The following is a 16,547-nucleotide window of genomic DNA, read 5'->3' on the forward strand; positions in this document are numbered from 1 at the left end:
GGCAACTATTATGCGTTCTCTGTGGACGGCGAACGCATGGGCTGGATTCATGAGGATGCGATCGATATCGTCAAGGAGCCGACAATTATCAAGGAGAGAGCGGTCGCGCGAATCGCGCAAATTTGCTTGAAGGAAAACGACGACGTTTGGGATCGGCCGTTCGGGTTGACGGATGCGGAAAAGACCGTGAAAAACGCAAAGTTTCTCGACGGAAGCATCGTTCATGTGGATAAGGAAGCGACGACGCCGGCAGGCACGTCTTCCCATGTTGTTAAGAACGGCTCCCCGCTCGGCTGGCTGCACAACCGTTCGCTCGTCGTACGGGACTTGTTAGGGATCGAAGTCGACGGCCGCTTCATCCCGGAACCGAGCCGGGAAAACGTCAACTTCGTCAACGTCGGCCGGTTGTCGCCGGAAAAAGGGCAGGACAACCTCATTCGCGCGTTCGCCCGTTTTCACAGGCGGCACGCGAACAGCAAATTGTACATTTTAGGAAACGGTCCGTTGAAGCCCGATTTACAAGCGTTGGCCAAGGAACTCGACGTCGATGACGCGGTTTACTTGCTCGGCCAGTTGGAAAACCCGTTCGCTTTCATGAGAAAGTGCGACTGCTTCGTCCTCTCTTCGCATTATGAAGGGCAGCCGATGGTGCTGCTCGAAGCGATGACGCTCGGCATGAACATCGTCGCGACGGACATCGTCGCCAACCGTACGGTTCTCGACGACGGCAGCTACGGCTTGCTCGTCAAAGACAGCGTCGACGGGCTTGTGAAAGGGATGACGCAAGTCGCTGAACGAAACGTTCCTATGAAAAAATTCGATTACGAAACGTACAATCTGACCGCCATGGCCACCTTTTACGAAAAATTACAGTCCTCGTGATTCTCACGAGGACTGTACGCGTTCAAGCGTGAAATCGGCAACGATCTTGCCGATCTTTTCTTTTCTAACATTGTACACCGGAGGCTCAACGTACGCTTCCAGCTCGGCAAACGTCTCCGCTGAACCGACACCGAGCTGCTTCAGCACCGCCATCGCCGCCGCTTTCGTCGCCCGCTCGTTCCCGTCTTCGACTTTCACGAGCACGCCGAGCCCTTCCCCGACAATGCCGATCCCTTGCACGCCTTCGGCTCCGACCTTCGCGACGACTTTTCCGCCGTAAGCTTTCATCACGTCGGTATCGAACCGGCGCGTACCGCCGACGAGCTCCGGATGCGCGGTCATCGCTTCCCGCACTTTACGCAGCGCCGCTGCGTGCTTCGTTCCCTCCGGTTCGGCGAGCCGCGCATAGCCGTAAGCGGCGTTGGCGAGCGGCAAGCGGTGCACCGGCACGCCGCAGCCGTCGACGCTCGTGGCAATTTGCTCCGCCGGGTAGTCGCACACCTCGGCGATCACTTGCAAAATCCGTTGTTGCACCGGATGATCCATCTCCCGATACGTGTCAACATCTTCTTTCATGTAAACGGCTGTCGCGAGCATGCCCGAATGCTTGCCCGAACAATTGCTGAACACGGGAGTAAGGTCCCCGCCGCCGAGTATGTGCTTTTCGTACCCTTTTCGGTCTCTCGGCACGTGTGCGCCGCACTGCAAGGCGTCTTCTCCGATGCCGACACGTTCCAGCATCGTGTGAACCCCGCTGCGGTGGAAATCTTCGCCGTTATGGCTGGCACATGCGAGCGCAAGGTCGTTCGCGGTGAACCCGAAGTGGGCGGCTGCGCCTGTTTCGATGAGCGGAACGGCTTGAAACGGCTTCATCGACGAGCGCGCAAACGTTAACCGTTCCGGGTCTCCGTACTTATACAATAATTGGCCGTTACGGTCGACGACGGCCGCGTGAATCGCATGCGTGCTTTCCACGTAATCGCCGCGGTAAACTTTGATCGCGCCATGCGCGGATGGTTGCGTCATTCCACATCTCTCCCTCGTTCGATTCCAATCAAGATTATAGCACGTCACCTAACGCGAAGATAGACAAGCGTTTTCATCTAGGAATAATTTTACACAGATCGCGCATTTTATGAATGAGACTCGTTTGAAAGGAAGGTGTTTGATAAAAAATGAATGATTTGACGCAGTGGAACGACCGCAACCATCCTTTTTCCCGCTTCCGCGAAGAAATGGGCGGCTTAATGCAGCGCTTCTTCAATGATCCGTTTTTCTGGAACGACGATTTCATCGACCGCCGTTCCGGTTTCCAGCCGAAGCTGAACGTGAAGGAACGCCCCGACCGATACGTAGTCGAGGTGGAAGTGCCGGGCATGAATCCGCAGGAAATCGATATTGAATTGCATGGCAACCGGCTGACGATCAAAGGGGAAAGAAGAATGGAAGAAACGGTCAACGAAGAAGGCCATTTTCACCGCATGGAAAGCAGCTACGGCTCGTTTCAGCGTTCGTTCCCTTTGCCTGACGATGCCAACTTGGAGACCATCACCGCCGAAAGCAAGAGTGGTGTCGTCACGATTCAAGTGCCGAAAAACGAACAGCAGCAACCGAGAAAAATCGACATCGGTAACGTCGAACATTGATGGCCGAAAGGCGATGATTTCTCATCCGGGAGCGTCTTCTGCTCCCATTTTTATATGCATTCCGGAACTTGAAATCTTTGGTTGAATAAGGTACTATGAGAAAAAATGATTGATTGATCAATCAAAAAAGGAGAGCCGGCAAAAATGGGGAAACGACAAAAGCAACAAGAAGAGAAAAGGGCAAGGATTGTGAAGGAAGCGATTCCGTTATTCGCGCGAAGCGGGTATACGCAAACGACGATGAACGAGATTGCCAAGGCGTCCGGAGTGAGTTTCGGCAGCGTGTTCACGTATTTCGGGAGCAAAAGTGCTTTGTTCGAGGCATGTGTATTGGAACGGTTGGATGAATGGGGACCGCTGTTGCTGGAAGTCGGGGGGAACGGCGGAAGTGCGTTGCGCCAAATCGAAGAAATGATTCGCGTCCACGTGGAATGGTTTACGCGTGAACAAGAATACTTGAGGCTGATTCAATATGTGCTCGGGCAGCCGGATCGGTTTGAATCGTTGATCCGGCATTTGGACGAATTCCTCGTCCGGTTTCAAGTGGCGTTGCGACCGCTCATCGTTCAAGGACAAGCGAACGGGGAATTGGAACAAGCGGATGCCGATATCGTTGCCTTGGCCTACATCTCCTACTTGAATGGGATTCGGCTGACGATTGGCTTTCCGGCCGAAGAGGAGATTTGGCAAAAGTTCGCCGAGCAGGCGATCTGGTTGTTCCGACCGGTTCGGCCATCCGGGAAGGCGGTGGAGCAATGAAAATTTTCGAATTGCATCCGACCGTGCAGCTGCGTTTAGGCATTCAATTTTTCGCGGCGCTCGTTTCGAGTTCGGTGCTTCCGTTTCTGGCGGTATATTTCGCCGGGCGTCTCGGGCAAACCGTCGTCGGGCTCATGCTCGTCACCATCGTCTTGTCGGGGATCACCGGCGGGTTTGCAGGCGGATTTTATTCGGATAAAATCGGCCGGAAAAAGCTGATGATTGCTGCGGATTTCGTCGTCGTCCTCACGTACGTCGCCATTGCATATGTAAATTCCCCGTGGCATGATTGGCCCTACGTCACTTTCGTCCTGTTCATCGTTGCCACCTTTGCCGAAGGGGTGATGGTTCCCGTTGCACAAGCGATGATCATTGACGTCAGTTCGCCGGACAACCGAAAGTTTATTTTTCGCCTGACCTACTGGGCGATGAATTTAGCGGTCGCGCTCGGCGGCATCATCGGAGCGTATTTGTTCGAGGCACACCATTTTGCGTTGTTTTTAGGCATTGCTGCGGTGAGTGCCGCTTCGATGCTCATTACGATCTTCTGGATTTCGGAGACTTACGTGCCGCGTCAAGTCTCCGAAGAAAAGTCCGCAGCCGGGCCGTCGATTTTTTCCACCTATCTGGCCGTGTTGAAGGATTCCATTTTTATAAAATTTGTCGTTTCCGGCATCTTGTTGCTGTCCCTTGAGCAACAACTGACGAACTATTTGGGTGTCCGTTATGCGCAACACATCCCAACCCAAGATTTGTTTCCGGGCGACGCTTTCCGGTTTCAAGTGGACGGTTTGAAAATGCTCGGCTTTCTGCGGACGGAAAACACATTAATCGTCGTCTTCTTTACGGTTCTCATCACGATGTTGGTCAAGAAATTTTCTGATTCGTGGGTGTTTTACGTCGGTGCCGGGATGTTTACGCTCGGGTATTTCGTGCTTGGGATCAGCGTAAGTCCATGGGTGCTCTTCGCTGCAATGGTCATTGTGTCCGCCGGCGAAGTGTTGTACGCTCCAGTTAAACAAGCGTATTTGGCCAATATTGCTCCCGAAAACCGCAGAAGTTCCTACATGGCGCTCAACAACTTAACCTTTTACATTGCGATGATCGTTGCCGCTGTTTTCATTACGCTCGGCAGTTGGCTGCCATTCGGCGTCATTGCCGGCCTGTTTTTGCTGATGGGGGCGGTGAGCATAGGGTTGTTTCGACGGATCATGCCTGAATTGGAAAAGCGGAGCGCGTTGAACGAAAGCAAACCGTCGGCGGGATAACCGGAAGGAGTTTCGAGGGGCAGCGGTGAATGGTACAATGTAAAAAAAAATCGCGGCGGACACGGACGTTGTCCCAGCCGATCAGAGGAGTGGTTGAAATGAAATATGCCGTTTGGCAGACGGATATTGTCGCCGGCGATCCAGAGCGGAATCGTGCGCAGGCGGCCGAATGGGCGGCGGAAACGGTAAAAATTGATGCCCCGGACGTGCTCGTCTTGCCGGAGATGTGGACGACGGCCTATACGCTGGACCGGCTCGAAGAAGTCGCCGACCGCGACGGCGAACCGACGTTGTCGTTCTTGCGGGAGCTGGCGAAACAACACGGCGTGCACGTGATCGGCGGTTCGATCGCCAACAAGCGGGACGGTGAATTTTACAACACGGCGCTCGTCGTCAATCGCGCCGGCGAAGTCGTCCATACGTACGACAAAATTCACCTCGTGCCGATGCTCGACGAACCGGCCTATTTGGCCGGCGGCACCTCGAGAGCCGCGCTCTTCGAGCTCGACGGCGTCAAAATGGCCGTCATCATCTGCTACGACCTGCGCTTCCCCGAGCTCGCCCGCCAGCTCGCGCTGGCCGGCGCCGAGGTGCTCCACATCGTCGCCGAATGGCCTTCGGCCCGCGCCGCCCACTGGCGCGCCCTGCAACTCGCGCGCGCCATCGAAAACCAAATGCCGGTCGTGTCCTGCAACCGCATCGGCACGACCGGCGGCACCCGCTTCTGCGGGGCGTCGATGGTCATCGACGCCTGGGGCACGGTCCTCGCCGAAGGCAGCGAGGACCGTGAAGAAACCGTCACCGCCGCGATCGACCTCACCCAGGCGGCGACGGTTCGCAAGCAAGTGCCCGTCTTCGCCAGCCGCGTCCCCGACCTCTACTTGTGATTCCGGTCGCCGCCGCGGCTTCTCTCGGCCTTGCGGCTGTCCGACTTTGCCGTCGGATTGCCGCTCGTATATTCATACGTCGCCTTCACATTCGTCTCGCCCGCCTTGTGATTGCTCCACATCTCGTACTTTTCACCGCGATACGCCTGATCCTTTTTCATCCTCTTTCTGCACCTCCTTCCTCTATGTAGCTTTTCTAAATTCACGTTCGTTCATCCCGGAAATTTTATAAGCTGCCTTGCGGCGTTGGGTTACGCTTCGGGTGTGCGGCCTTGCGGCGTTGGGTTGCGCTTCGCGTATGCGGCCTTGTGGCGTTGGGTTACGCTTCGCGTCCACGTTCGTTTGATTAATTTGCATTTTGTGCTTATGACTGGGGCGACAGGCGCAGCCAGTATTGATGCTTGTTTGCTCCAATCATCCTTGGTTTTGCTCCAATCGATCCGGTTTTGGCGCAAAAGAACCCCCTTTTCGCTCCAATCCACGTCATTTTCGCTCCAATCAACGCTTGAATCTGTGGATAACTCCTGTCCGGGCCTCTCTCGCCGTGCTCCGCCAAGCGGAATCCGCAAAAATCGAACGAAAAAGCAAAAAATCTCCGCAAATGACACGCATCCGAGTCAAAAATCGTGTCAGCGAGGCGCGATGGCGGCGCCGGGGGGAACGATACGACATTGCATCAACCGGAAACTCCCGGTTGGCGCGATGTCGACGCCGGGGACACGATTAAGCAGATGCTTGATTTTACAACTTTCTTCTCTTTCGCTTTCCAGAATTCACGTTCGTTCCTCCCGAAAATTTTAGAATGAAAGGTATGTGTTGCTCATGTTTTCACGAATGTTTCATGATTGGCTCAAGGAAGAGACGGCCGCTGAACCCGGCCGCCGCAGACGCGAAATCCTCGAAAACGGCCTCAGCCGAGGCTCCATTGCTTTCCTGCGCGACGTCTGGTACCCCGCCGTCGGCCACTTCACCGACCTTCACCCCGAGTGGGAGCTGCGCGACCTCGGCGGCGGCTATCGCTACCTCGATTTCGCCTACACGCCTGGCGGCGCACGAGGCGCCATCGAGATCCAAGGCTTCGGCCCGCATGCTCGCGACCTCGACGCCACCCGCTTCAAAGACCTTTGCTGGCGCCACTCTTACCTTGCGCTCGAGGGCTGGACGCTGTTGCCTGTCGCGTACCTGTCGGTACGGGACGAGCCTGAGCGGTGCCAGCAGCTCATCCTCGCTTTCATCGGCAAATTCACGTCCCTCGACGTGGACGCCGCGCTTTCATGGACCGAAGCTGAGCTCGTGCGCTTCGCCCGCCGCCGTCTGATGCCGATCACGCCTGGTGAAGCGGCGGTTCATTTGCGGGTGAGTGAAAAACATGCCCGCCGCTTATGCAATCGGTTGGCAGAGAAAGATATTTTCCGTGTTGCGAACGGTCAAATGCGTTATCGCACATACGAGATGAATCTTTCATCTCGGTAGTTCATTCTAACGGACATCAGATCCTCTTAGAGGTGAAAATAGGTAGTCTGAAAAATGTAACGGACATCAGATCTTCTTAGAAGCTCCGAACTTGTGGAAACGAGCAAAAATAGTGCTCTAAGAGGATTCAATGTCCGTTAGAAAAAACATACCCTTTCAAAAGAACGCTAAGGTGACCAGATGTCCGTTACAATATCCAAAACCGGAAATTTTTCGGCCAAAAGCCGAAAAATCTCCCATCTAAACGAAAAAACGAGTCGAGAGATGCCTCTCGACTCGTTCCATCTTACACAGCGCGCAAGAATTTGCGCCCGCTGGCGAGGACGAGCACGCTCACGATCATGCCGGCGGTGCCGACGCGATGCCGCCGGCGAAGGCGGAGAAGGCGATGATGAGCAGGAGGCCGGTGAGCAGGCTGCCGGATGAATCGTTCGGCTGCCGGTGCTGGAAGTTTTGGTTCATTCTGGTTTCCTCTCCTCTGTTTCCCGGTCATCAAGTATTTTTTCATACAATCTTTTCAATTGTGCGAGTTCGGCTTCGTTCAATTTGTTGAAGTAGCGCGCGAAAGTCCGATTGCGCGCTTCTGTGAGGTGTTCGAGAAACGCAGCGCCTCCGTCTGTCAGCTGCAGGCGGACGATGCGGCGGTCTCTTTCGCCTCGTTGCCGATCGATCCATCCGGCTTTGACCATACGATTGGCAAGCAAAGTGACACCGCCGAGCGTGATTTGCAACTGTTCGGCGAGCTGGGACATTTTTAACGGTCCGTTTTGTTCGAGCAGCCGCAGCAAATGCACTTGTGAGCTCGACAGCTCCATGTTCATTTTCATGCGCATGTCCTTGTTGAAACGGCGAATGACGTTGACGAATAATAAGGCGAGATCTTCGTGAATGACAAACCCTCCTCAATTTTAGAGACATCACCTTTCTTAATGTCTGCCAACCCTTGAGTTCGTTCCGGCGTACGGCTAACTCAGTGCCAGTACGAAGCAGCCGGAGTTTTCGGTTAGCCTAACATCGTCTACTCGACGAAGCATTGTTGGGCCCTCCTAATTTTATCGGATGCATGCAATTCCGATCCTGTCATAGTCAATTAACTTTACTATGTAAAGTATTTAACGAGTCAACAATTTTGCCGCCAATTCACCGGTAAAATTTGATATTTACTTCCTTAGGGTGATGTGCTTTAATCACATTAATAGATAATATAGTTTATTTTCAAAACAATACGAAATGGGGGACAATGAAATGAGGCGTAAATTTAAAGCGATCTTGCCTTTCGTCGTTATTTTAGCGTTATTTATGCTTTCCGCCTGCGGCGGAGGAACTTCTTCCGGTACGGGATCGGGAGACGGGTCGAAGAAAGATGAAGCGAGCGGCGGAGCCATCTCCGCAAAAATCGGAGTCATTTCGTATTTGAGCGGACCGGGGGCGGCTTATGGTGAGGCAATCACGAACGGCCTCAAGCTGGCGAAAGAAGAGATCAACGAAGAAGGGAAAGTGAAGATTGAACTTGTCATCGAGGATTCGGCGGGGAAAGCGGATCAGGCGCTTTCAGCAGCACAAAAGCTGATCAACTCGGAAAACGTGAATGCGATTATCGGGCCGACGTTGAGCACTGAGATGCAGGTGGTCGGTCCAGTGGCGGATCAGAACGGGGTGCCGATCATGGGGACGTCGACGACGGCCGCGGGCATTCCGCAGCTTGGGGAGTATGTGTTCCGGGATTCACTGCCGGAGTCGCAAGCGATTCCTGCGGCGATGAAGAAGGCGGTCGACAAATACGGAGCGAAAAAAGTTGCGATTATGTACGGCAACGATGACGTGTTCACGAAATCGGGTTATGACACGATGAAGAAGACGGCCGAAGAGATGGGACTCGAGGTGTTGACGACGCAGACGTTCCAGAAAGGTCAGTCGGATTACAAGGCGCAACTGACGAAAATTAAAAATTTGCAGCCGGATTTGATCCTCTGTTCGGCGCTGTACAATGAGGGCGCGGTCATCATGGACCAAGCGCGAAGCATGGGCATCGATGTGCCGTTTGTGGGCGGCAACGGGTTCAACTCACCGCAAGTGATAAAAATTGCCGGCGATGCCGCTGACGGATTGATTGTGGCAACACCGTGGTTCGGCGGGAAGGATGATCCGAAGGTACAGGCGTTCGTGAAGAAATACGAGGAGGCGTACGGCAAAGCTCCGGACCAGTTCTCGGCGCAGGCGTATGACGGGTTGAAAATTATGGCCAAGGCGATCGCCGATGCCGGATCGGCCGAACGCGACGCGATTCGCGACGGACTTGCGGGCATTGACAGCTATGAAGGTGTGCTCGGCAAATTCTCGTTTGACGATGAAGGCGACGTCGTCATGGAACCGGTCGTGCTCGTCATTAAAGACGGCAAATTCCAAGTTCTCGAATAGAAGGATGTGAAGTCATGTTGCTCGAACAGCTTATTAACGGAATCACGCTCGGCAGCGTTTATGCCATTGTCGCCCTCGGCTACACACTCGTGTTCGGCGTGCTCGGCATCATCAACATGGCTCACGGTGAAATTTTCATGTTCGGCGCGTTCATGGGCGTCGTCACGACAAGCATGCTGCATGCGCCGATCTGGCTGGCGTTTCTCGCGGCGATCGCGGCAACGGCGATGATGGGCTACTTGCTTGAACGCTTGGCGCTCCGGCCGCTCCGCGGCAAGCCGGGCGTCTCCCACCTCGCGCCGCTCATTAGTACGATCGGTGTATCGATTTTGCTTGAAAATTTGGCAAACCAATGGTTTGGCTCCGGGAATCATCCTTTCCGGAGCCGCTTTGCCGAAATCCATTTTACCGTCGGAGACGTGACGGTTTATTTTGTGCAAATCGTCATTTTTGTGATTTCCGTTGTTTTAATGGTCGGCTTGTCCCTCTGGCTGGCGAAGACGAAAGCGGGCAAGGCGCTGCGGGCGACCGCCGAAGATCTTGACACGGCTTCGCTTCTCGGCATTGACACGAAGAAAATGATCACGATCACCGTGATCGTCGCTTCGGCGATGGGCGGGGTTGCCGGCATCCTCGTCGGCATGGCATTCAACTCGGTCAATGCGCAAATGGGACTTTCGGTCGGCTTGAAAGGCCTCGCGATCATCATTCTTGGCGGAATGGGCAGCGTGAAAGGCGCCGTCGTCGGCGGGATGATTCTCGGCCTCTCGGAAACTTTTATCGTTGTCGCCGGTTTTTCCGGGTATCGCGACGCCATCGCTTTTGTGATGATCATCATTATTTTGCTCATTCGGCCTGAAGGCCTTTTCGGAAAACGGGCATCGGACGCGAGGGGGTAAAATATGCTTGGAGAACTCGTCAATCCTTATTACGTGCAAGTGGCGTCGTTCATTCTTATTAACATCATTCTCGGGCTGAGCATCTACATCACGCTCGCTTCCGGCCAACTGTCGCTCGGCAACGCCGGCTTCATGGCCATCGGCGCGTATACTTCAGCGCTTCTCACCGTTAGTGCCCATCTCCCGCTCGTCGTCGGCGTGGTTTGCGGAACTTTTTTTGCAGGAATTCTCGGGGTGCTCGTCGGCATTCCTTCTTTGCGTTTGAAAGGGGTGCACTTGGCGATCGCCACGCTCGGCTTCGGGGAAGTCATTCGCGTCATTCTCGTCAATGCGGGTGCGCTGACGAAAGGGGCCATCGGCATTGCCGGCATCCCGCAGCTCGGGCGGGAGATCTTGAAAGGTTTGCAAACGTTCGGCTTTGACCCGAAAACGATCGGCCTCGCGAACAACGAATTCGTATTTTTATCAATCTTTCTCGTGTTGCTCGTCATCGTCGTGTTTGTCGTTCTGTTTTTCGTCAGGCAAAATCGATCCCGCGTCGGACGAGCGTTTGCGGCCATCAAAATGGACGAACGGGCGGCGGAAACGATGGGCATCAACGTGACGTATTACAAAGTGCTGTCGTTCGCTCAAGGGGCGTTGCTTGCCGGATTCGCCGGCGCATTGTACGCTCACGTATTATCGTACATCAACCCAGGCGATTTTTCTTACCATCGCGCGGTGGAAATTTTAATTTTTGCGGTGTTCGGGGGCAGCGAAGTGATTGTCGGCTCGATTTTCGGCGCCTTTTTCCTCACCTTGCTTCCGGAAGCGCTGCGGTTCTTGGCTGACTACCGTTACATCATTTACGGGGTGATCCTCATTCTCATGATGGCTTTTCGCCCGCAAGGCGTCATCGATGCAAACATGCTGCGCAAGATCGGCGCGTTGAAATCGACAAAACGGGGGGAGGTCGGCCATGGTGCTGCAAGTCCAAAAGATCAGTAAGCGATTCGGCGGCATATCCGCGTTGACCGACGTCTCTTTTTCCGTCAAGGAAGGGGAAGTGTTCGGCTTGATCGGTCCGAACGGGGCCGGAAAAACGACGATGTTCAATATTATTACGGCGGTGTTTGCGCCGACCGAAGGCGAGGTTGCCTTCGGCGGAGAAACGATCAGCGGGAAGAAACCGCATCAAATCACGAAAAAAGGCATTTGCCGAACGTTCCAAAACATTCGGTTGTTCGATAAAATGACGGTGCTGGAAAATGTCATGACCGGGGCGCATGCACGCAGCCAAGCGGGTGTTTGGGGGAGCGTATGGCGAACGAAAGCGCAGCGGCGGGAAGAGCGCGAATTACGCGAGAAGGCGGCCGGCTGGCTGGAGACGGTCGGGTTGGGCGGTGTGGAAGATGTGGTTGCTGAGAATCTCGCGTACGGCCAGCAACGCAAGTTGGAAATTGCGCGGGCGCTCGCCAGCGAGCCAAAGCTGTTGCTGCTTGACGAACCGGCGGCGGGCATGAACGAAGCCGAGACGGAAGAATTGCAGGCGTTGATTAAAAAAATCCAGGCGCTCGGCAAAACGATTGTGTTGATCGAACACGACATGCCGCTCGTCATGGCGGCTTGCGACCGGATCGCGGTGTTGAATTTCGGCGAGAAAATCGCCGAAGGTGAGCCGGAGGCGATTCAAAATCATCCCGATGTGATTGAGGCGTATCTCGGGAACGAGGGGGATGGAGATGGCGACATTGCTTAAGCTTTCCGGCGTGGCCGCGTATTACGGAAACATTCAAGCGTTGAAAGGCATTGATCTCGACGTCAAAGAAGGATCGATCGTGACGATGCTCGGCGCCAACGGTGCCGGAAAAACGACGACGATGAAGACGATTGCCGGGCTGTTGAAGCCGAAGCAAGGAACGGTTGAATTGATGGGCAGCAACGTGACCGGTCTATCGCCGCATTTGCTCGTGCGGCGAGGGATGGTGCTTGTGCCCGAAGGGCGTGCGATTCTGGCGAACATGACGGTTGAGGAAAACTTGGAGATGGGGGCGTTTTCGCGAAGCGACGGCGAAGTGAATGCCGATCTTGATCGCGTCATGGAACGCTTCCCGATTTTGAGAGAACGCCGCCGCCAAACGGGCGGTACGCTGTCCGGCGGCCAGCAGCAAATGCTGGCGATCGCCCGCGCGTTGATGGCGCGGCCGAAGCTCCTGCTGCTCGACGAACCGTCGATGGGGCTCGCGCCGCTCGTCGTTGCCGATATTTTCAAGATCATCGAGGAGATCAACGAAGCGGGTACGACGATTTTGCTCGTTGAGCAAAACGCGCGCCAAGCGTTGAAGGTTGCCGATTACGGTTACGTGCTTGAGACCGGCAAAATCGTCGCCGAAGGCACGCCAGCCGAGCTGCTCGAAAATACGAGCATCGTCGAGGCGTACTTGGGGCGAAAAAAATCCGGATAAAGCCGCTTACATTGCGAGCGGCTTTTTTTATATTATGAAGCAAAAACGTCTTGCAACGGGATTTCCAACCCTTCAAAAAACGGGGAGTGTAAAGTTTGACTGGCGCTCTTTAAAAAGGTTTTGCTGTCGGTAATGTCGTTATTGTCCAACGAATAAACCATGATTTGTTCATTGATGGGATCGACAATCCAATATTCTTTCACCGCGCATTGCTTGTACAGGTCAAGTTTTTTGATCATATCTTTACTTCTCGTGGAAGGCGATAAAACTTCGACGACCAGGGTCGGCGTTCCTTGATAGCGGTCTTTCTCATCGCGATTGTCCTTGTCGCAAATGACGAGAATGTCCGGTTGAACGACGCAAATGTTATTTTCTTCTTTCAATAAGGTTACATCAAACGGAGAGGTCAATGGGACACACTTCTTACCTTTAAACCACAAATAGAAGGTACCGTGAAGTTCATGGACGATGTGTTGGTGTTTATAAGAAGGAGAAGCTAGATTGTAGATGACACCGTCGATTAATTCGTAGCGTTGTTCCGATGCCTCCGTTAACTCCAGAAATTCCTCGTATGATACCCAGCCTTCGGTTGATCGATACTCTGAAGATTTTACCCTGACTGAATCGGGCTCGTGACAAGGAACTATTTTCACAACATCTTTCCCATTTTTCGTTACGATGATTTCCTCTTTCGCTTCGGCAAATTTTAAATACTTTCCGAAATTATTTTGCACTTTCGTCGAGGCCACTCTCATTTCAAAGACACCTCTTTTAGCTAAATTTCTTTAAATATATCATAAAATAGGTATATTTTTAAGTTCATTCATGAAATTTAGCTAATTATCACCTAAACAAAGGTCCACAATTTCCTGTTTAAATCGTTGGAAATATCGTATAATTCAAAATAAAGCAGGACAAGGATGGGGGCAGCGCAACAAGTTCGGCGGCGGCTCCATAAAAAGATGTTGGGCTGTTGCAAGGCGGACAGTTTAGGGAGGTGGCGGCAAAATGAAAGTTTCCTTGTTTATTACATGCTTGTGCGACGTGATTTATCCCGACGTCGGTAAAGACGTCGTCGAAGTGTTGGAGCGTCTCGGCTGCGAGGTTGATTTTCCAGCAGGCCAGACGTGCTGCGGGCAGCCGGCGTATAACAGCGGCTATCGGAGGGAAGCGGTGAAGGCGGCGAAGCCGATGATCGAGGCCTTTGCCGACTCGGACTATGTTGTAGCACCGTCGGGCTCGTGCGCGGCGGTCATCCATGAATATGAAAAGTGGTTTCCCGGCGAGCCGGTATGGCAGGCGAAAGCCCGGCAGTTGGCGGCGAAAACGTATGAGTTCACGCAGTTTCTCGTCGATGTGCTGAAAGTGACTGATATCGGGGCAAGATACAAGGCGCGGGCGGCGTACCATACGTCGTGCCATATGACACGGCTGCTCGGGGTGAAGGAAGCACCGCTCAAGCTGCTCGAGCATGTCGAAGGGCTCGAGCTTGTGCCGATTTCGAATGCGTACGATTGCTGCGGATTCGGCGGGACGTTCGCGGTGAAGATGGCCGCCATTTCGACGGCGATGGCGGATGAAAAAATTTCCCATGTGGAGGCGGCGAAGGCGGACGTCTTGATTGGCTCGGACGGCGGGTGTTTAATGCACTTGAAAGGGCGGATCGACCGGCTCGGCCAGCCGGTGGAAGTGAAGCATATCGCGCAAGTGCTGAATGGACGATGAAGAAGGAGGCGATTTCGGGATGCCGATGAAAATCGAGGGCGGTCCGTTCAAGGCGCGGGTGGAGGAAGCGTTGCACAACGACTTCATGCGCGGTGCGGTGCGGAGGGCACAGGACGGATTGCGCGGACGAAAGCTGGCGGCGACGAATGAGGATCGTGACTTCGAAGATTGGGAAGCGTGGCGGCAAGCCGGGGAGGCTGTTCGCCGCCATACGATTGAAAATCTCGATTATTATTTAGAGCAGTTGAGCGAAAATGTCGAGGCGCGCGGCGGGCACGTGTTTTTCGCAGCAACGGCGGAAGAGGCGACGGCCTACATTCGCCAGGTCGTGAAAGCTAAAGATGCGAAGCGGATTATAAAATCGAAGTCGATGGTCACGGAGGAAATCAGCTTGAACGCGGCGCTTGAGGCGGACGGGTGCGAAGTCGTCGAGACGGATCTCGGCGAGTACATTTTGCAGCTCGACGACCACGAACCGCCGTCGCATCTTGTGGCACCGGCGGTGCACAAAAACCAAGCGCAAATTCGCGAGTTGTACGCGAAGAAAATCGGGTATACGGCGACAGAGAAACCGGAAGAAATCACGGCGCACACGAGGAAGGTGCTGCGGGAGACGTTTCTGCATGCGGACATCGGCATTACCGGCTGCAATTTCGCCGTTGCCGAAACAGGAACGGTGACGCTGCTCACGAACGAAGGAAACGCTGATCTGGCGACGAGCTTGCCGAAAACGCAAATCAGCGTCATGGGCATGGAGCGACTTGTGCCGACGTGGGAAGATCTCGACATCCTCGTCAGCCTGCTCAGCCGTTCGGCCGTCGGCCAGCGGCTGGCGACTTACGTGACCGCGCTCACCCCCGGCCGCGAAGAAGGCAGTGTCGACGGACCGGAAGACTTCCATCTCGTCATTGTCGATGCCGGCCGTTCGAAAGCGCTCGGCACCGAGTTCCAGGACGTGCTTCATTGCATTCGCTGCGGTGCCTGCATCAACGTCTGTCCTGTCTACCGCCATATCGGCGGCCACGCGTACGGCTCGATCTACCAAGGCCCGATCGGCGCGGTGCTGTCGCCGATTCTCGGCGACAGCGATGCCTTCAAAACGCTGCCGTTCGCCTCGAGCCTATGCGGCGCTTGCACGGAAGCGTGCCCGGTTGGGATTCCGCTTCACGAGCAGCTCGTGGCGCACCGCCGCGCCATTGTTGAAGACCACGGCGAGGCGCCGTGGTTCGAAAAGCTGGCGATGCGCGGCTTCGGAGCGGCCGCCGCGAAGCCGGAGCGATTCGCGCGTGCCGGAGGCACGGTGCGGTTAGCGAAGCCGCTCGCGAGAGCGTGGACGGCGGAGCGCGAATTTCCCGCGCCTGCCCGCACGACGTTCCGAAAATGGTTTGAGGAACGGAAGGGGGCGGGGCGGTAATGGAGCGCGAGCGGTTTTTGGCGCGCGTGGCCGCAGGCCTCGGGCGCGAGCGGCGACGCGAAGCGGAGCGGCCGGATTGGCGCGGCCAGCCGCATCAAAGGCTTTATGCGGATGAGAGCGCCGAGGCTTTGGGCGACTTGTTCGAAGAACAATGTCGGTTCATGAAGACGGAAGTGAAACGGACGTCGCGGGCGGAGCTGGCGGAGGTGCTGGAAAGCACGGCGGCGGAGTATGGCGGCGGGCCGGTGGTCGTGTCGGACGACGAGCGCTACGAGGCGTACGGGCTCGGCGGCTTTTTGCAACGGGAAGGCGTGAGTGTGTGGGATGACGCGAAAGGGCGCGGGATGATCGAGCTCGCGGAGCGGGCGAAGGTCGGCGTGTCGTTCGCCGACCTGGCGTTGGCGGAGTCGGGGACGGTGGTCGTCTTCAGCCGGCCGGGGAACGGCCGGACGTTGCATATGCTGCCGGAGAATTACATCGCCATCATCCCGAAAGGCCGTCTTGTCCCGAGATTCTCGCAAGCTTCGCGTTACATCCAAGAAAATTTTATCCGAAAAAACGGGGTTCCTTCTTGTGTGAAATTCATCTCGGGGCCGTCGAACAGTGCGGACATTGAACTGAAGTCGGTCGTTGGGGTGCATGGACCGGTTCGAGCGGCGTTTTTGCTTGTCGAAGATGCGTGACGCGGGATCGTAATCGTTTTGTCAGGAATTTATGCGTAAACTGTCGCAC

The 16,547-nt window shown here is 54.9% G+C and carries 19 protein-coding genes; 14 read left to right on the forward strand and 5 right to left on the reverse strand.

Translation table 11 applies throughout. The annotated features are described in order from the left end of the window. Positions 1–882 (forward strand): glycosyltransferase (locus VFK44_04180; protein ID HET7627570.1); only part of this gene is annotated, 882 nt, incomplete at its 5' end. A 3-nt stretch (positions 883–885) separates the two neighbouring features. Here the strand turns inward: VFK44_04180 and VFK44_04185 are convergent. After that, positions 886–1,908, reverse strand: coding sequence for an asparaginase (locus VFK44_04185; GenBank protein ID HET7627571.1), 1,023 nt, complete (start codon positions 1,906–1,908; stop codon positions 886–888). Positions 1,909–2,057: 149 nt separating this feature from the next. Between VFK44_04185 and VFK44_04190 the strand changes: the two genes are divergently transcribed. The 4 genes from VFK44_04190 (at position 2,058) to VFK44_04205 (ending at position 5,442) form a co-directional block, all read left to right on the forward strand. Next, positions 2,058–2,528, forward strand: coding sequence for an Hsp20/alpha crystallin family protein (locus VFK44_04190; GenBank protein HET7627572.1), 471 nt, complete (start codon positions 2,058–2,060; stop codon positions 2,526–2,528). A 144-nt stretch (positions 2,529–2,672) separates the two neighbouring features. Next, positions 2,673–3,287: a TetR/AcrR family transcriptional regulator gene (locus VFK44_04195; GenBank protein HET7627573.1), complete on the forward strand. Its 615-nt coding sequence runs from the start codon at positions 2,673–2,675 to the stop codon at positions 3,285–3,287. Then, entirely contained in the window at positions 3,284–4,555 is a 1,272-nt protein-coding gene (locus VFK44_04200) for an MFS transporter (protein HET7627574.1), read from the forward strand. Before VFK44_04195 ends, VFK44_04200 begins: the two co-directional genes overlap by 4 nt. A 98-nt stretch (positions 4,556–4,653) precedes the next feature. Continuing rightward, positions 4,654–5,442 carry a carbon-nitrogen family hydrolase gene (locus tag VFK44_04205; GenBank protein ID HET7627575.1) on the forward strand — a complete coding sequence of 263 codons (789 nt, stop codon included), beginning with the start codon at positions 4,654–4,656 and terminating at the stop codon, positions 5,440–5,442. On the opposite strand, the gene VFK44_04210 is transcribed toward VFK44_04205, so the two are convergent. Beyond that, the gene (locus VFK44_04210; protein HET7627576.1) at positions 5,433–5,603 is read right to left on the reverse strand and encodes a hypothetical protein; all 171 of its coding nucleotides are present in this window, start codon (positions 5,601–5,603) and stop codon (positions 5,433–5,435) included. The genes VFK44_04205 and VFK44_04210 overlap by 10 nt on opposite strands. 661 nt (positions 5,604–6,264) lie before the next feature. Here VFK44_04210 and VFK44_04215 point away from each other — a divergent pair. Then, the gene (locus tag VFK44_04215) at positions 6,265–6,915 is read left to right on the forward strand and encodes a transcriptional regulator (GenBank protein ID HET7627577.1); all 651 of its coding nucleotides are present in this window, start codon (positions 6,265–6,267) and stop codon (positions 6,913–6,915) included. A gap of 339 nt (positions 6,916–7,254) precedes the next feature. Here the strand turns inward: VFK44_04215 and VFK44_04220 are convergent, their stop codons facing one another. Then, entirely contained in the window at positions 7,255–7,377 is a 123-nt protein-coding gene (locus tag VFK44_04220) for a hypothetical protein (protein ID HET7627578.1), read from the reverse strand. Continuing rightward, entirely contained in the window at positions 7,374–7,742 is a 369-nt protein-coding gene (locus VFK44_04225; GenBank protein ID HET7627579.1) for a MarR family transcriptional regulator, read from the reverse strand. Before VFK44_04225 ends, VFK44_04220 begins: the two co-directional genes overlap by 4 nt. Positions 7,743–8,160: 418 nt before the next feature. Here VFK44_04225 and VFK44_04230 point away from each other — a divergent pair, with 418 nt between their 5' ends. The 5 genes from VFK44_04230 to VFK44_04250 are packed head-to-tail and all read left to right on the forward strand — an operon-like array spanning position 8,161 to position 12,676. Then, positions 8,161–9,333 carry an ABC transporter substrate-binding protein gene (locus tag VFK44_04230; GenBank protein HET7627580.1) on the forward strand — a complete coding sequence of 391 codons (1,173 nt, stop codon included), beginning with the start codon at positions 8,161–8,163 and terminating at the stop codon, positions 9,331–9,333. A 14-nt stretch (positions 9,334–9,347) separates the two neighbouring features. Next, the gene (locus VFK44_04235; protein ID HET7627581.1) at positions 9,348–10,232 is read left to right on the forward strand and encodes a branched-chain amino acid ABC transporter permease; all 885 of its coding nucleotides are present in this window, start codon (positions 9,348–9,350) and stop codon (positions 10,230–10,232) included. Between the two features lie 3 nt (positions 10,233–10,235). Next, the gene (locus VFK44_04240) at positions 10,236–11,219 is read left to right on the forward strand and encodes a branched-chain amino acid ABC transporter permease (GenBank protein ID HET7627582.1); all 984 of its coding nucleotides are present in this window, start codon (positions 10,236–10,238) and stop codon (positions 11,217–11,219) included. Continuing rightward, positions 11,191–11,970: an ABC transporter ATP-binding protein gene (locus VFK44_04245; GenBank protein HET7627583.1), complete on the forward strand. Its 780-nt coding sequence runs from the start codon at positions 11,191–11,193 to the stop codon at positions 11,968–11,970. The genes VFK44_04240 and VFK44_04245 overlap by 29 nt, the downstream gene beginning before the upstream one ends. Further along, the gene (locus VFK44_04250; GenBank protein HET7627584.1) at positions 11,963–12,676 is read left to right on the forward strand and encodes an ABC transporter ATP-binding protein; all 714 of its coding nucleotides are present in this window, start codon (positions 11,963–11,965) and stop codon (positions 12,674–12,676) included. The genes VFK44_04245 and VFK44_04250 overlap by 8 nt, the downstream gene beginning before the upstream one ends. 32 nt (positions 12,677–12,708) lie before the next feature. Here VFK44_04250 and VFK44_04255 read toward each other — a convergent pair whose 3' ends face one another. After that, the gene (locus VFK44_04255) at positions 12,709–13,431 is read right to left on the reverse strand and encodes a type II toxin-antitoxin system prevent-host-death family antitoxin (protein HET7627585.1); all 723 of its coding nucleotides are present in this window, start codon (positions 13,429–13,431) and stop codon (positions 12,709–12,711) included. A gap of 253 nt (positions 13,432–13,684) precedes the next feature. On the opposite strand from VFK44_04255, the gene VFK44_04260 reads away from it, so the two are divergent. The 3 genes from VFK44_04260 to VFK44_04270 are packed head-to-tail and all read left to right on the forward strand — an operon-like array spanning position 13,685 to position 16,498. Continuing rightward, positions 13,685–14,401 carry a (Fe-S)-binding protein gene (locus VFK44_04260; GenBank protein HET7627586.1) on the forward strand — a complete coding sequence of 239 codons (717 nt, stop codon included), beginning with the start codon at positions 13,685–13,687 and terminating at the stop codon, positions 14,399–14,401. 19 nt (positions 14,402–14,420) lie between these two features. Then, complete coding sequence (locus tag VFK44_04265; protein ID HET7627587.1) at positions 14,421–15,815, forward strand: LutB/LldF family L-lactate oxidation iron-sulfur protein; 1,395 nt, start codon at positions 14,421–14,423, stop codon at positions 15,813–15,815. Further along, positions 15,815–16,498 (forward strand): lactate utilization protein C, encoded by a 684-nt coding sequence (locus tag VFK44_04270; protein HET7627588.1) that lies wholly within the window; start codon positions 15,815–15,817, stop codon positions 16,496–16,498. Before VFK44_04265 ends, VFK44_04270 begins: the two co-directional genes overlap by 1 nt. The last annotated feature ends 49 nt before the right edge of the window (positions 16,499–16,547 follow it).

Source organism: Bacillales bacterium, from assembly GCA_035700025.1.
Lineage (GTDB): Bacteria > Bacillota > Bacilli > Bacillales > DASSOY01 > DASSOY01.

Excerpts from the sequence above, each read along its gene's own strand:
- VFK44_04195 (HET7627573.1), top strand. The coding sequence starts at position 2,673 with ATGGGGAAACGACAAAAGCAACAAGAAGAGAAAAGGGCAAGGATTGTG.
- VFK44_04240 (HET7627582.1), top strand. The coding sequence starts at position 10,236 with ATGCTTGGAGAACTCGTCAATCCTTATTACGTGCAAGTGGCGTCGTTC.
- VFK44_04245 (HET7627583.1), top strand. The coding sequence starts at position 11,191 with ATGGTGCTGCAAGTCCAAAAGATCAGTAAGCGATTCGGCGGCATATCC.
- VFK44_04225 (HET7627579.1), bottom strand. The coding sequence starts at position 7,742 with ATGAAAATGAACATGGAGCTGTCGAGCTCACAAGTGCATTTGCTGCGG.
- VFK44_04230 (HET7627580.1), top strand. The coding sequence starts at position 8,161 with ATGAGGCGTAAATTTAAAGCGATCTTGCCTTTCGTCGTTATTTTAGCG.
- VFK44_04215 (HET7627577.1), top strand. The coding sequence starts at position 6,265 with ATGTTTTCACGAATGTTTCATGATTGGCTCAAGGAAGAGACGGCCGCT.
- VFK44_04255 (HET7627585.1), bottom strand. The coding sequence starts at position 13,431 with ATGAGAGTGGCCTCGACGAAAGTGCAAAATAATTTCGGAAAGTATTTA.
- VFK44_04185 (HET7627571.1), bottom strand. The coding sequence starts at position 1,908 with ATGACGCAACCATCCGCGCATGGCGCGATCAAAGTTTACCGCGGCGAT.
- VFK44_04210 (HET7627576.1), bottom strand. The coding sequence starts at position 5,603 with ATGAAAAAGGATCAGGCGTATCGCGGTGAAAAGTACGAGATGTGGAGC.
- VFK44_04270 (HET7627588.1), top strand. The coding sequence starts at position 15,815 with ATGGAGCGCGAGCGGTTTTTGGCGCGCGTGGCCGCAGGCCTCGGGCGC.
- VFK44_04235 (HET7627581.1), top strand. The coding sequence starts at position 9,348 with ATGTTGCTCGAACAGCTTATTAACGGAATCACGCTCGGCAGCGTTTAT.
- VFK44_04200 (HET7627574.1), top strand. The coding sequence starts at position 3,284 with ATGAAAATTTTCGAATTGCATCCGACCGTGCAGCTGCGTTTAGGCATT.
- VFK44_04190 (HET7627572.1), top strand. The coding sequence starts at position 2,058 with ATGAATGATTTGACGCAGTGGAACGACCGCAACCATCCTTTTTCCCGC.
- VFK44_04205 (HET7627575.1), top strand. The coding sequence starts at position 4,654 with ATGAAATATGCCGTTTGGCAGACGGATATTGTCGCCGGCGATCCAGAG.
- VFK44_04220 (HET7627578.1), bottom strand. The coding sequence starts at position 7,377 with ATGAACCAAAACTTCCAGCACCGGCAGCCGAACGATTCATCCGGCAGC.
- VFK44_04260 (HET7627586.1), top strand. The coding sequence starts at position 13,685 with ATGAAAGTTTCCTTGTTTATTACATGCTTGTGCGACGTGATTTATCCC.
- VFK44_04265 (HET7627587.1), top strand. The coding sequence starts at position 14,421 with ATGCCGATGAAAATCGAGGGCGGTCCGTTCAAGGCGCGGGTGGAGGAA.